The sequence below is a fragment of the Hydrogenophaga sp. genome (genome assembly GCF_018780385.1).
In the GTDB taxonomy this organism is placed as follows: domain Bacteria; phylum Pseudomonadota; class Gammaproteobacteria; order Burkholderiales; family Burkholderiaceae_C; genus Hydrogenophaga.
The window spans coordinates 31,626-44,177 of record NZ_JADMJO010000004.1; the positions used below are offsets into that span (position 1 = coordinate 31,626).

The window sequence follows — 12,552 nt, forward strand, 5'->3', positions numbered from 1 at the left end:
GGCTTGCCAGACCAAGACAGGAGGACTACGACATGAACCGCACTGTCAACCTCGTGGGGCACTCCCTGTTCCAGATGGTGGTGATGTTTACCGCCGGGCTGCTGCTGAGCTCCGTGCTGGTGGACATGGCCGCCATCCTTTGGAACGCGCGGATTTTTCAGCTGGCCTACTGGCTGCTGGGCCTGGGCCTGCTCGGTGGCCTCGTGGCTGCGCCGTTGGGTTGGCTCGACTGGCGTCACAACCCCCGTGGGACGCGCGCGCACCGGGTGGGCGCCCTGCACGGCGTGGGCATGGCGGTGGCGGTTGGCCTGTTCGCGCTGAGCTGGTTCCTCCGCGGGGCGGGAGAGCCGCCCCCGGTATCTGCCTTGAGCCTGAGCCTGCTGGGTGGCGTCACCATGCTCGGCACCGCTTGGCTGGGCCGTCCGAACGCCGACACCGACGCCGACGCCGCCAGTTTCCTGGCATCTGTGGCCGGAGAAGAAGACCCGGGCGCTGCCGTCGATGCCCCGGCACCACCGCCTGAAACTTCTGTTGACCCTCCCGCCAGAGAGCGACGCTCCTGATCCTGGAAAAGATCGCCGACAAAACGGCATGTTCAATCGCGCCCGATCCCGCAGGAGTTGGCCGCTTGAAGTTTTTCTGGTCTGACGGGTTCCGTCCATCAGAATCCTCCCATGCACCACGGCATCAAGAAACTCCTCCTGCTCGGCGCTGGCCATGCCCACGTGCATGTGCTGGCCAGCCTGACGCAACACCGCCCCGCCGATCTGGACGTGACGGTGCTCACGCCCTATGCCCACCAGACCTACAGCGGCATGACGCCCGGCTTCGTGGCCGGCCACTACGCCGAGGCCGACTGCCGCATTGAACTGGAGCCGCTGGTGCGCGCGGCCGGCGCGCGCTGGGTGCGGGGACGCTGCACCGGTATCGATCCGGCGACCAATACCGTGAGCGTGGCGGCTGGAGGCGGCGCGCAAGGCGTGCCCGCTTCACTGGCCTTTGACGAGCTGTCCATCGACACCGGCGCGGTGATCGACCGCGCCCGCCTGGAAACCGACATGCCGGGCGCGGCCACTCATGCACTCGCCGTGCGCCCCATTGAGGCCTTCGCCCAGCTCTGGCCCCAGGTGCTGGCACTCGCGCAGCAAAAGCCGGTGTCGCTCGCGGTGGTGGGTGCGGGTGCGGCGGGCATCGAACTCATCTTCGCCGCCGAGCAGGGCATTCGCGAGCAGGGCATGCCGGGCGCACGCTTCACGCTCATCACCGGTGGCCCGGAGGTGGCCGACAACTACCGGCCGGCGGTGCAACGCAAGGTGCTGCGCCAGTTGAAGCGGCGCGGCATCACCGTGCTGCGCGAAGCCTGTGTGGGCATTGGTCCAGGCGAGGTGATGCTGGGCAACGGCGCGCGGCTGGCCTGCGACGTGCCGCTGCTGGCCATCGGCACCCACGCACCACCCTGGCTGCAGGGCAGCGGTCTGGCCTTGTCGGCATCCGGGCAGGTGCTGGTCAACGCATTTCAGCAAAGCACCAGCCATCCCCATGTGTTTGCCGCAGGCGATGTGGCCAGCCGAGCCGATGGACCGCACGCCAGAAGTGGTGTGTACGCGGTGCGCGCCGGCCCGCCGCTGGCGCACAACCTGCTGGCGTTTCACCAGCGCAAGCCCCTCAAGCCACACCAGCCGCCGACAAACACGCTCAACCTGTTGTCGTGCGGCACCGGCCACGCCATTGCGAGTTATGGAGCCCTGAGCCTGGAGGGCGCCTGGGTCTGGCGCTGGAAAGACCGCATCGACCGCGGTTTCATCGAGCGCTACCGCGTGGGCCGGGCCGCTCAGGCCTCCGGCGAACCGGTGTCCTGATGGCCCTGCTCCAGCGCCTTGCGAGCCGCTGCAGCCAGGGCCTCATAACGCTGGCGAAATGCGTCCAGCTCGTCCTGCTCGAGTTCCTCAAGGTCCAGCAACGCGAGGTGCGCGCCCTTGGTGGCCCGGATCAACTCATCGATCTTGATCTGCAAAGCCTCGGAATCGCGGTTCTGCGTGTTCTGGATCAGGAACACCATGAGAAAGGTGACGATGGTGGTGCCGGTGTTGATCACTAGCTGCCAGGTGTCGCTGAAACCAAACAGCGGCCCGGTGACCAACCAGACCACGATCACCGCAGCGGCGAGCATGAAGGTCTTGGGACGCCCGCTCGTCCGGGCAATGCTCTTCGCAAAGTTGGAATACCAGGCCCGATTGTTCATGTTGAAATTCCTCCTGTAACGTGGGGGCGGTCCGCCGCCAACCGCAGCATTCTTCACCGCTTCGTCACCCGACCATACAACGCCATGTCCACTTCCCTGCACCGACTCGTGATCTCACTGCTGTCGATCACGACCTTCCTGATTGCCCTCCCTGCCCATGCGCAGCCCGCCGCTGCACCACCCGCCATCGCAGCGGGCGCTCCGAAGGCCCATCCGTGGCAGGCGGCTCCTCCGCGGTTGACGGCCGAGGCCTACTTCACCAACCTCAAGGACGGGGACCAGATCGAAACGCCGTTCGTGGTGAAGTTCGGCCTCACCGGCGGCTGGGGGCTGGCGCCCATCGCCCAGCCGGGCCGGGCCCGCAGCGGTCACCACCACCTGCTGATCAACCGCGACCTGCCCTTGAATTTCAAGGAAGCCCTCCCGTTCAACGAGCAGTACATCCACTTCGGCAAGGGGCAGATGGAATCCGTGCTCACACTGGAGCCGGGCACCTACACATTGCGCATGCTGCTGGCCGACCAGAAACACCTGCCGCACTTCGTCTTCAGCAAGCCGACGCGCATCACGGTCACACGCAAGACCGGCGTTGACCCCAAGACCTTGTCGGTCAAGGGCCTGTCCATCGGGCTGGACCGCACCACGCTGAGAAACCCGATGCGTGTGCAATTTCATGCGTCGGCACTCGAAGTGGCTCACCGCTCGCAAGGCATCCCCGGAACCGGGCATTTCCGCCTGACCGCCACACCCGAAGGCAACCGCGGCACGCCCGCCGTTCTCGAGTTTCCAGAAGGCCAGACCGAGGTGTGGCTGGCGCCCCCCGCCGGCAACTACGCGCTTCAGCTGGATCTGATGGACAACTTGAACCCCGGCAAGACGCTGATCGAGCCGGCGCGCGCGACGGTGCGCGTCGAATGATCCAGCGGCGCTGACCGGCCTTCAGCAGCCCAGTTGTTCGGCCAGGTGCACCAGGCTGCGGGCGTGAAACGTGTTGGCCGCATCGGGCGACACGTCCTTGGGGTGCTTCGCGCCAAACTCCAGCGCCCGCTCGATGTAGGCCGTGCGCAGGCCGCAAGCCCGTGCCGCCGCGAGGTCTTCCTGATGGGCGGCCACCAGCATCACATCGTGCGGCTCCACGTCAAACACACGAGCCACGCCGAGGTAGGTGGCGGGGTCGGGCTTGTAGGCACGGAACACCTCGGCCGAGAGCACGCAGTCCCACGGCAGACCTGCGCGCTTGGCCATGTTGGTGAGCAGGCCGATGTTGCCGTTGGACAGACTGCAGATGGTGTGCCGCGCCTTCAGGCGCGTGAGCCCGGCCACCGTGTCGGGCCACGGGTCGAGCCGGTGCCAGACCTTGTTGAGGTGCCGCTTCTGCGCTTCGGTGAGTGAGGTCAGGCCGAACGTGGGCAACAGGTCGTCGAGGATCAGGCGGTGCAGATCGTCGATCAGCGTCCAGCCCAGTTCACCCGAGCGCACACGTTGCATGGCCGGCTGGTAGCCCGCGCGCCAGGCGAGCGCAAAGGCATCGGCATCCACCTGCGGATACAGCGCAGCCACCTCGCGCACGATGCTGCCGTGCCAGTCGACCACGGTGCCGAAGATGTCGAAGGCGAGGATGGGGGCGTGGGTCATGGGCGTTTGAAGGCCGTGACCTCGATCTCGATTTTCATGCGCGGATCGAGCAGGCCCGCGGTGATCATCATGGCCGCCGGGCGCGCTGTGCCCAGGTGTTTTCTCAGCACCGGCCAGCAGGCTTCGAAGTCGGCACCCATGGGCAGCACGTAGTTCACGCGCACCACGTCGTCCAGGCTGGAACCCGCTTGCTTGAGCGCGGCCGCGATGTTCTGCATGCACTGCTCGGCCTGCTCCACCACGTTGTCTGAAATCCTCATGGTGGCGTAGTCAAAACCCGTGGTGCCGGAGACGAAAACCCAGTCACCCGCGACCACGGCACGCGAATACCCGATCTGCTCTTCAAACGGCGAGCCGGAGCTGATGCGTTGGCGCTCCATGGCTCAGCGCACTTCCAGGCGCACGCCTTCGGCGGCGGGCGCCACGATCTCGCCGATGTCGGCGGCGCCGGCAAAACCGTGCTTCTCGAAGATCGCCAGCACCGCGTCCACCGCTTCGGGATCGCAGGCCACCAGCAGGCCACCGCTGGTCTGGGGGTCGGACAACAGGGCCTGGTCCACTGGCTGCAGGCCGTCGCCCAAACGCACCTCGTGGCCGTAGGCGGCCCAGTTGCGGCCCGAGGCACCGGTGACCATGCCGGCGGCGGCGAGATCGCGCACGCCAGCGATCATCGGCACACGGGCCATGTCGATGCGCACGGTGGTGTTGGAGCCACGCGCCATTTCCATCACGTGGCCGGCCAAGCCAAAGCCGGTGATGTCGGTGAGCGCATGCACGCCGTCCAGTGCGGCCAGATCGGGGCCGGGGGTGTTGAGCTTGGTGGTGTTGGCAATCATCTGCGCGTAACCCTCAGCGCTCAGCGCGTCCTTCTTCAAAGCGGCCGAGAGCACGCCCACACCAATCGGCTTGCCCAGTATCAGGCGGTCGCCCACTTTCGCGTCGGCGTTGCGCTTCACGCGCTTGGGGTGCACCAGGCCCAGGGCCACCAGGCCGTAGATGGGCTCGACCGAGTCGATGGTGTGGCCACCCGCGATCGGAATGCCGGCGGCGCGGCACACGTCCTGCCCGCCCTGGAGAATCTTGCCGATGGTCTCGGTGGAGAGCACGTTGATGGGCATGCCCACCAGGGCCAGCGCCATGATGGGCGTGCCGCCCATGGCGTACACGTCGCTGATGGCGTTGGTGGCGGCGATGCGGCCGAAATCGTACGGGTCGTCCACGATGGGCATGAAGAAATCGGTGGTGGCGATCAGTGCCTGCTCGTCGTTGAGCTGGTAGACCGCCGCGTCGTCCGCCGTCTCGATGCCGACCAGCAACTCCTTGGGCATCGGCATGGCCGCCGTGCCTTTCAGGATTTCACTGAGCACGCCGGGCGCGATCTTGCAGCCGCAGCCGCCGCCGTGCGAGAGGCTGGTGAGGCGGGGTTGGGTGGCGGCGGTGGGGATGGGTGCGTTCATGGGTGTCTCCAGAGAGAAGGGAAATCGGTGCTGATCGGTGCGCAGGGCTCAGTGCAGCTCGTGCAACAGGGCCAGCAGGGTGGTCCGTTCGATGCGCGGATCGAACAGCGGCGCGCGGGCTTCACATTGTGCGTGCAGGGCGGTCAGCCTGCCAGCCGGCTCGCCCATGCCCGCACGGCAGGCGCGCAAGGCCTGCACCAGTGCCGGCACATCGCCCGGCGCAAAGTAACCACCGTAGTCGGCCCCCAGCATGCCCACGTTGCCGTCGATGCGCGAGGCCAGCACGGGCGTGCCACCGAGCACGGCTTCCATCAGCACATGGGCCCCGCCCTCCATGCGGCTGGTGTGCACCAGCAGGTGGGCGCGCTGCATGCGCGAGCGCGTGGCGCCATGGGGCAGGCCACCGAGCCAGCGGTAGTGCGGGCAGGCCTGCGCGGTCGCTCGGGCAGCCTCGCCCAGTGCGGGGTCGATCGCGGCACCGATGTGGTCGATGCGGATGCCCTCGTCAGCGCGCAGCAGGCGCGCCGCTTCAAACAGGGTCTGCGGCCATTTTTCGTCGCGCAGGTGGCCCACCATCACCACCCGCAGGTGCGCCGTGGTCTTGGCCAGTGTCTGGCGGCGCGTGCCCGACTGGAACACCACGCGGGATTTGTCGCGCAGCGCCTCGGGTAGCGCCAGCGGACCCTGCTCCTGCAGCACGATGAGCCGGTGCGCAAGCGCCAGCGAACGCTGGGCGCTCGCATCCGACGCGATGTCGCGGTAGAGGTCGGTGCCGGTCAGCGCCAGCACCAGCGGGCGATCGGGATGCGCCCGCACCCACGCGGCCACCGATGCGGCCGAGCGCCGCGCGTGCAGGGCCAGCAACACATCGCCCTCATCGCCTTCGGACCACGCCTGCGCCACCCTCACCCGATAATGGCCCGAGAGCATGCGCGCCCAGCGGCGCGCGGTTTGCCAATTGCCGTTGTTGGCTTCGGCCACGGCCGGCGTGACGATGCACAGGGAAGGTTTTTTCATGGATGTGAACCGGTCGTCGATTGTGTGCGATGCACCTGCGGGCGCGCTGTCCACCGCGGACATGACCCGCCACGGTGGCGGGCCAACGCTGGCCGGTGCGCTGGTGGAGGCGCGCGAGCGCACGCTGCGGCAGTTCGCGGCGCTGGAGGCGGCGCTCGGCCCCGCCCTGCGCGTGCCCTGCACGCCCGAGTTGAACCTGCCGCTGTGGGAGCTGGGACACGTCGGCTGGTTTGCCGACTGGTGGATCGCTCGCAACCCGCAGCTCGGAAGCGGCGTGCAGGCGGACCCGCTGGTGGCCCGCCGCGCCGCGCGCCAGGGCCTGCGTGGCATCGACGCCGATGCGCTCTACGACTCCAGCGCCGTGCCGCACGACCGGCGCTGGCAGTTGGACCTGCCAGATGCCCACGCCACACGAGCCGACCTCTCGGCCAGTCTGGATCAAACGCTGGCGCTGCTGCGCGACGCCCCCGACGACGACACCGGCCTCTACTTCTTCCGCCTCGCCCTGTTCCACGAAGACATGCACGCCGAGGCGGGCGTCTACATGGCGCAGGCGCTGGGCATCGACGTGGGCCACCGGCCCATGGCCGTTCACGTGGAGCCTGGCGAAGCCAGCGTGCCCGCCACCGCCTGGCGCCTGGGCTGGGTCGGCCCGGGCTTTGCCTTCGACAACGAACTCGGCGCGCACGTGGTGGCGGTCAACGCCTTCGAGATCGACACACGCGCCGTCACCTGGGCGCGCTACCTGCCGATGGTGGACGCTGGCCTGGCCGCGGTGCCGCGCTACCTGCGGCGAACACCCGGCGGTTGGCAGGTGCAGCGTTTCGGCACCTGGCAAGCGCTGGACCTGCAGGCCGCGGCCTGCCACCTCGGCGCGCAGGAAGCACGCGCCTGGTGCCGCTGGGCCGGGCGGCGCCTGCCGACCGAAGCCGAGTGGGAAGTGGCCGCGCACACGGTGCCGGGCTTCGCCTGGGGCGAGGTCTGGGAATGGACCGCGAGCACCTTCGCACCCTTCCCTGGCTTCGCGCCCCACCCCTACCTGGACTACTCCCAACCCTGGTTCGACGGCCGCCCGGTGCTCAAGGGCGCGAGCACCGCGACCCACCCGCGCATGCGCCACCCCAGGTACCGCAACTACTTCACCGCGGAACGCAATGACATCTTTGCGGGCTTTCGCAGCGCGCGCGCCTGAGCCTCATCGACCTTTGCGGTAGACGTCGGGTGTCACGCCGGTCAAGCGGCGGAACATCGCGATGAAGGCCGAGGTGGACGCGTAGCCCAGGTCCTGGGCGATGTGCTCCACCTTCTCCCCGGCTTCCAGCAGGGCCATGGCCTTCACCGCGCGCAGCCGCTGCCGCCATTCGGCCAGCGTCATGCCCAGCTGGCTCTGGCAGCGGCGCATGAGCGTGCGTTCGGTGGTGTGCACGAAGGCCGCCCAATCGGCCACCGACCGTGGATCACCGGGCGCCGCTTCCAGCGCCCGCAGCACGGGCGCGAGCAGCGGGTCATCCGAGGCGGGCAGATAGCTGCCCGTGACCGGAGCCACCTCCAGTTGGTCCATCACCACCTGCAGCAGCCGGTCGTGCGACGCGCCCTGCGCCAGCGCGGGCGGTGTCTGCCGCAGATGCTCCAGCAAGCCGTGCAGCAAGGGACTGACGCTGAGGGCGCACACCTGGGCTGGCATGCGGTCCGCGCGCTCGGGCACCACGTAGACCGAACAGAAGGACGCTTCCTGACGGTTCATACCGGTGTGGTCCACGTCCGGCGGCAACCACAGGCCGTATTGCGGCGGAATCAAATAGTGCTCGGTGGCGAGTTGCACCTCCATCACACCGCTGAAGGCGTAGACGAACTCGCCCCAGTGGTGGCGGTGGTGCGGGTACGCCGCGTCGGCGGGCATCTGCGCCGCGCGGAAGACGATTTCTCCGGGCAGTGCGTCGGTGAATGGCGCGGTCTGCAAATGTCTGGCGGGGGCGCGGGCGCGGGGCATTTTGACGGTCCGGGGGGATGGTTTGTCTGATTTTCGTTATCTGCTGCGCAGCAGTCAAACGGACAATCACCCTCCGATCAACCCCCGATTGCACCTGTGGACACCCGACAAGCCCTCGACGCCCGAGCCATCGGCCTCATGGTCGTGCTCTGCCTCACCTGGAGCCTGCAGCAGATCGCGCTGAAGGCAACCGCACAGGACTTCTCGCCGATCCTGCAGATCGCGGTGCGTTCGGGCATCGCCGCGGCACTGGTCGGTCTGCTCATGTGGCGCCAGGGCGAAGGCTCGCTGCTGGCCGGTGGCGCGTGGAAACCCGGCGCGGTGGCCGGTGCCTTGTTCGGCCTGGAATTCCTGCTGGTGGGCGAAGGGCTGGGCCACACCTCGGCCGCTCACATGGTGGTGTTTCTCTACACCGCGCCGATCTTCGCGGCCCTGGGTCTGCAGTGGAAACTGCCGTCCGAGCGGTTGGCGCCGGCGCAGTGGCTGGGCATCCTGATGGCCTTTGCGGGCATCGCCATTGCCTTCCTGCTGCGCGACCCACAGGGCAACCAGGACTGGTCGCGCATGCTCTGGGGCGACCTGCTGGGACTGCTGGGCGGGGTGGCCTGGGGCGCCACCACGGTCGTCATCCGCACCACGCGCCTGAGCGGTTTGCCGGCCACGCAGATCCTGCTCTACCAGCTGCTCGGCGCCTTCGCGCTGCTGCTGCCGGCGGCCTTCCTCATGGGGCACACCACCTTCAACCCCACGCCCATGGTGTGGGCCACTCTGGCGTTCCAGTCGGTGCTGGTGGCGTTTGTCAGTTTCCTGGTCTGGTTCTGGTTGATGCGCCACTACCTGGCGTCGCGGCTGGGTGTGCTGTCGTTCCTCACGCCCTTGTTCGGCGTGGTGCTGGGTGCCTGGCTGTTGAACGAACCCATCGAGTCCAGCTTCCTCACCGGCGCCCTGCTGGTGCTCGCCGGGGTGGTGCTGGTGAGTGGTCACGCATGGTTCGGCCAGCTGTGGTGGCGCTGGGGCGCAGGACCACTCAGCGCGCGACAGTGATGGACGTCACGAACCGACCTCGCGCCTGAGAGGACACAGCGCCAGCGGGCGCGCTGCGGCGCATGATGGGCGAGAGACAGGGTTTGTCTGCTCCTTGACATTCCCGCCATTGGCGTCCGAAATGGCATCCATGCAAACAGCGCAGCTCAGTGGCGACGCGGAAGAACAACTGCACAGAAACCAGTTGCTGCTGAAGATGGCTGGGCGGGCCGCACGCCTGGGTGGCTGGACGTTCGCCGTTGAGTCACAAACGCTGGTGTGGTCCGACGAAATCTGCGAGATCCATGACAGACCCGCCGGCTACCTACCGGCACTGGACGAAGGCATTGGCTACTACCTGCCCGAGTACCGCGGCATGATCACGCGCACCGTCGAACGCTGCCTGAGCGAGGGCACGCCGTTCGACTTCGAGGCCGAACTGACCACAGCCACTCAACGCAGGATCTGGGTGCGTGCCGTCGGCGAAGCCGTGCGGGACACCAGCGGCCAGATCATCGGCTTTCAGGGCGCGTTGCAAGACATCACGGGCTTGCGGCTCCACGAACTCGAGCGACATGCGCTGGCCACCAAGCTCAGCGCCACGCTGCAGAACATGTCCGACGCCTTCTTCACCCTGAACAGGAACTGGCACATCACCTTCGTCAACGAAGAGATGACGCGAACGGTGAACCGAAGGCGCGAGGACCTGTTGCACAAGTGCTTGTGGGATGTCTTCCCGGGCACGGAGAACAGCCTTTTCCACAGGAGCTTCCAGCGCGCCGTCGAGACGGGAAAGGTGGCCACGGAAGTGGGGTTCTATGAACCGCTGGGCAAGTGGTTCGAGTTGCGCTCGCACCCGACCGACGACGGTGTGGCGGTGTATTTTCAGGACGTCACGCAAAAGCGCAGAGACGACGAGCAGTTGCGCTTGCTGCAGGCCTGCGTGGAGCGCATGAACGACATCATCGTGGTCACCGAGGCAGAGGCCGTGGGAGGACTGTGGCCCAGGGTGCTCTATGTCAACAAGGCCTTCGAGCGGCACACCGGCTACCGGCCGCACGAGATCATTGGCAAGACACCGCGCATCCTGCAGGGCCCCCGCACGCAGCGCGACGTGCTCGACCGCATCCGCGCCAGCCTGAAGCGTTGGGAGCCGGTGCGCGAGGAGATCCTCAACTACACAAAAAACGGCGAGGAAATCTGGCTGGAGCTCGATATCGTGCCGGTTGCCGATGCCGCCGGCCAGTACACGCACTGGATTTCGATCGAACGCAACATCACCGAGCGCAAGCGTGCCGCCGAGGCTCTGCGCCAGAAGGACAACCTGCTGAAGGTGGGCGGCCGCGTGGGCAAGGTCGGTGGCTGGACGGCCGTGCCATCAGTCAACGCCGTGGAGTGGTCCGACGAGATCTACCTCATGCTGGACTGGCCCCGCACCTCACCCCCCACGCTGGGCGAGTTCCTGTCCATCTTTTCCTCCGAGTCGCGCGCATCGTTCAGAGCCGCGCTGGACACGTGCGTTGCGCGCGGCACGAGCTTTGACCGCGAGTTCCAGATCACCACCTGCGCGGGTGAGCCGAAGTGGGTGCGCGTGGCCGCAGAGCCCGCCCTGGCCGAGGGCGGGCAAGTGAACAGCGTGCACGGCGCGCTGCAGGACACCACGTCCATGAAGCAGGTGGAGGAACGCCTGGTGGAGCAGGCCGCGCTGCTCGACAAGGCCCAGGATGCCATCTGGGTGCTCAACCTGGACGGCACCGTGGCCTTCTGGAACCGGAGCGCCGAGCGCATTTACGGCTGGACGGCCGAAGAGGTCCGGCACCGTGCCGCGCGCGAGCTGCTGTTCAACAACCCCAACGTCTACGACCGTTGCCGGCAGACGGTGATGGAAGAAGGGGAATGGGTGGGTGAGATCGAGCACAAGACCCAGGACGGCAACCACATCCTGCTGGTGTCGCGATGGACCCTGGTGAGGGACGAAGCGGGCCAGCCCCGCTCCATCCTGGCCATCAACACCGATGTGACGCACCAGAAGCTCCTGGAGCAGCAGTTCCTGCGCGCGCAGCGCATGGAGAGCATCGGCACGCTGGCCGGGGGGATTGCGCACGACCTGAACAATGTGTTGGCGCCGATCATGATGTCGATCGAGCTGCTCAAGGACTCCCTGCCCAACCCGGACGACCAGGCGGTGCTCAAGACCATCGAGGTGAGTGCGAGGCGCGGCGCCGACATGATCAAGCAGGTGTTGTCGTTCGCCCGGGGCGTCGAGGGCAAACGGCACGAGGTGAGAATCCGCGACGTGCTGGGCGACCTCGATCAGATCCTGAGAGAGACCATCTCCAAGAACATTTCCATCGTCTCCACCGTCGCCCCCGACCTGTGGCAGGTGCAGGCCGACCCGACGCAACTGCAGCAGGTGCTGATGAACCTGTTCGTCAATGCCCGCGACTCGATGCCCAACGGTGGGCGCATCGCGATCTCGGCCGAGAACATGACGGTGGACGCGCACTACGCCGCGATGAACATCGAGTCGCGTGTGGGCGCCTACGTGAAGATCGAGGTCGAGGACAACGGCGCCGGCATCCCGCCGGCCATCCAGGACCGTGTCTTCGACCCGTTCTTCACCACCAAGCCGGTGGGCGAGGGAACGGGTCTGGGGCTGGCCACCACGCTGGCCATCGTCAAGAGTCACGGGGGGTTCGTGCGCCTGTACAGCGAGGTGGACAAAGGCACGCGCTTTCGCATCTACCTGCCCGCCGATCCAGATGCCGTCAGCACCCAGAGCGGCGACGCAAAGCCCTCCGTGCCACGGGGCAACGGCGAACTGATCATGGTGGTGGACGACGAGGCCGCCATCCGGCAGGTCACCCGTCAGACCCTGGAGGCCTATGGCTACCGGGTGATCGTTGCCTCCAACGGCGCGGAGGCGGTGGCCCTGTATGCGCAGGACATCCAGGGCATTGATCTGGTGCTGACCGACATGATGATGCCCGTGATGGACGGCCCGGCGACCATCCAGGCGCTGCGGCAGATCAACCCGTTGGTCAAGCTCATCGGCGCCAGCGGCATCTCCCAGAACGGCAAGGTCGCCCGTGCTTCCGGTTCGGGCCTCAAACACTTCCTGCCCAAGCCCTACACCGCCGAAGTCATGCTCCGGCTGATCGACACGGTGCTCAAAGGCTAGGGGCTGT

12 protein-coding genes are annotated in these 12,552 nt (G+C 67.2%); 6 read left to right on the top strand and 6 right to left on the bottom strand.

Going from position 1 to position 12,552, the window contains the following annotated elements:
• Positions 1-32: 32 nt before the first annotated feature.
• Together IV113_RS04435 and IV113_RS04440 are read left to right on the top strand one after the other, a co-directional pair.
• On the top strand, positions 33-563 hold the full coding sequence (locus tag IV113_RS04435) for a DUF2231 domain-containing protein (RefSeq protein WP_291081258.1): 531 nt from the start codon (positions 33-35) through the stop codon (positions 561-563).
• Positions 564-674: 111 nt separating this feature from the next.
• Positions 675-1,859, top strand: a complete 1,185-nt coding sequence (locus IV113_RS04440; RefSeq protein WP_291081260.1) for an FAD-dependent oxidoreductase — start codon at positions 675-677, stop codon at positions 1,857-1,859.
• On the opposite strand, the gene IV113_RS04445 is transcribed toward IV113_RS04440, so the two are convergent.
• A complete protein-coding gene (locus IV113_RS04445; protein ID WP_291081262.1) occupies positions 1,832-2,242 on the bottom strand; it encodes a low affinity iron permease family protein in 411 nt (136 codons plus the stop codon). The genes IV113_RS04440 and IV113_RS04445 overlap by 28 nt on opposite strands.
• Before the next feature lie 84 nt (positions 2,243-2,326).
• Between IV113_RS04445 and IV113_RS04450 the strand changes: the two genes are divergently transcribed.
• Positions 2,327-3,160 carry a DUF4399 domain-containing protein gene (locus IV113_RS04450; protein WP_291081263.1) on the top strand — a complete coding sequence of 278 codons (834 nt, stop codon included), beginning with the start codon at positions 2,327-2,329 and terminating at the stop codon, positions 3,158-3,160.
• Between the two features lie 21 nt (positions 3,161-3,181).
• Here IV113_RS04450 and IV113_RS04455 read toward each other — a convergent pair whose 3' ends face one another.
• Genes IV113_RS04455 through senB form a run of 4 tightly spaced genes read right to left on the bottom strand, consistent with a single transcriptional unit; the run spans position 3,182 to position 6,351 of the window.
• On the bottom strand, positions 3,182-3,877 hold the full coding sequence (locus IV113_RS04455; protein ID WP_291081265.1) for a haloacid dehalogenase type II: 696 nt from the start codon (positions 3,875-3,877) through the stop codon (positions 3,182-3,184).
• Positions 3,874-4,257 carry a RidA family protein gene (locus IV113_RS04460; RefSeq protein ID WP_291081268.1) on the bottom strand — a complete coding sequence of 128 codons (384 nt, stop codon included), beginning with the start codon at positions 4,255-4,257 and terminating at the stop codon, positions 3,874-3,876. Before IV113_RS04460 ends, IV113_RS04455 begins: the two co-directional genes overlap by 4 nt.
• A 3-nt stretch (positions 4,258-4,260) precedes the next feature.
• Positions 4,261-5,334: a selenide, water dikinase SelD gene (gene selD, locus IV113_RS04465; protein ID WP_291081270.1), complete on the bottom strand. Its 1,074-nt coding sequence runs from the start codon at positions 5,332-5,334 to the stop codon at positions 4,261-4,263.
• A 48-nt stretch (positions 5,335-5,382) separates the two neighbouring features.
• The gene (gene senB / locus IV113_RS04470) at positions 5,383-6,351 is read right to left on the bottom strand and encodes a selenoneine biosynthesis selenosugar synthase SenB (protein ID WP_291081272.1); all 969 of its coding nucleotides are present in this window, start codon (positions 6,349-6,351) and stop codon (positions 5,383-5,385) included.
• Between senB and senA the strand changes: the two genes are divergently transcribed.
• Positions 6,350-7,543, top strand: a complete 1,194-nt coding sequence (gene senA / locus IV113_RS04475; protein WP_291081274.1) for a selenoneine synthase SenA — start codon at positions 6,350-6,352, stop codon at positions 7,541-7,543. The genes senB and senA overlap by 2 nt on opposite strands.
• A 3-nt stretch (positions 7,544-7,546) precedes the next feature.
• Here senA and IV113_RS04480 read toward each other — a convergent pair whose 3' ends face one another.
• On the bottom strand, positions 7,547-8,341 hold the full coding sequence (locus IV113_RS04480; protein ID WP_291081276.1) for a helix-turn-helix transcriptional regulator: 795 nt from the start codon (positions 8,339-8,341) through the stop codon (positions 7,547-7,549).
• Between the two features lie 96 nt (positions 8,342-8,437).
• Here IV113_RS04480 and IV113_RS04485 point away from each other — a divergent pair, with 96 nt between their 5' ends.
• Complete coding sequence (locus tag IV113_RS04485; protein WP_291081278.1) at positions 8,438-9,385, top strand: DMT family transporter; 948 nt, start codon at positions 8,438-8,440, stop codon at positions 9,383-9,385.
• Positions 9,386-9,515: 130 nt separating this feature from the next.
• Positions 9,516-12,545 (top strand): PAS domain S-box protein, encoded by a 3,030-nt coding sequence (locus IV113_RS04490; protein ID WP_291081280.1) that lies wholly within the window; start codon positions 9,516-9,518, stop codon positions 12,543-12,545.
• Positions 12,546-12,552 lie beyond the last annotated feature (7 nt).

Excerpts from the sequence above, each read along its gene's own strand:
- IV113_RS04460 (WP_291081268.1), bottom strand. The coding sequence starts at position 4,257 with ATGGAGCGCCAACGCATCAGCTCCGGCTCGCCGTTTGAAGAGCAGATC.
- senB (WP_291081272.1), bottom strand. The coding sequence starts at position 6,351 with ATGAAAAAACCTTCCCTGTGCATCGTCACGCCGGCCGTGGCCGAAGCC.
- IV113_RS04480 (WP_291081276.1), bottom strand. The coding sequence starts at position 8,341 with ATGCCCCGCGCCCGCGCCCCCGCCAGACATTTGCAGACCGCGCCATTC.
- IV113_RS04455 (WP_291081265.1), bottom strand. The coding sequence starts at position 3,877 with ATGACCCACGCCCCCATCCTCGCCTTCGACATCTTCGGCACCGTGGTC.
- IV113_RS04440 (WP_291081260.1), top strand. The coding sequence starts at position 675 with ATGCACCACGGCATCAAGAAACTCCTCCTGCTCGGCGCTGGCCATGCC.
- IV113_RS04445 (WP_291081262.1), bottom strand. The coding sequence starts at position 2,242 with ATGAACAATCGGGCCTGGTATTCCAACTTTGCGAAGAGCATTGCCCGG.
- senA (WP_291081274.1), top strand. The coding sequence starts at position 6,350 with ATGGATGTGAACCGGTCGTCGATTGTGTGCGATGCACCTGCGGGCGCG.
- IV113_RS04450 (WP_291081263.1), top strand. The coding sequence starts at position 2,327 with ATGTCCACTTCCCTGCACCGACTCGTGATCTCACTGCTGTCGATCACG.
- IV113_RS04435 (WP_291081258.1), top strand. The coding sequence starts at position 33 with ATGAACCGCACTGTCAACCTCGTGGGGCACTCCCTGTTCCAGATGGTG.
- selD (WP_291081270.1), bottom strand. The coding sequence starts at position 5,334 with ATGAACGCACCCATCCCCACCGCCGCCACCCAACCCCGCCTCACCAGC.
- IV113_RS04490 (WP_291081280.1), top strand. The coding sequence starts at position 9,516 with ATGCAAACAGCGCAGCTCAGTGGCGACGCGGAAGAACAACTGCACAGA.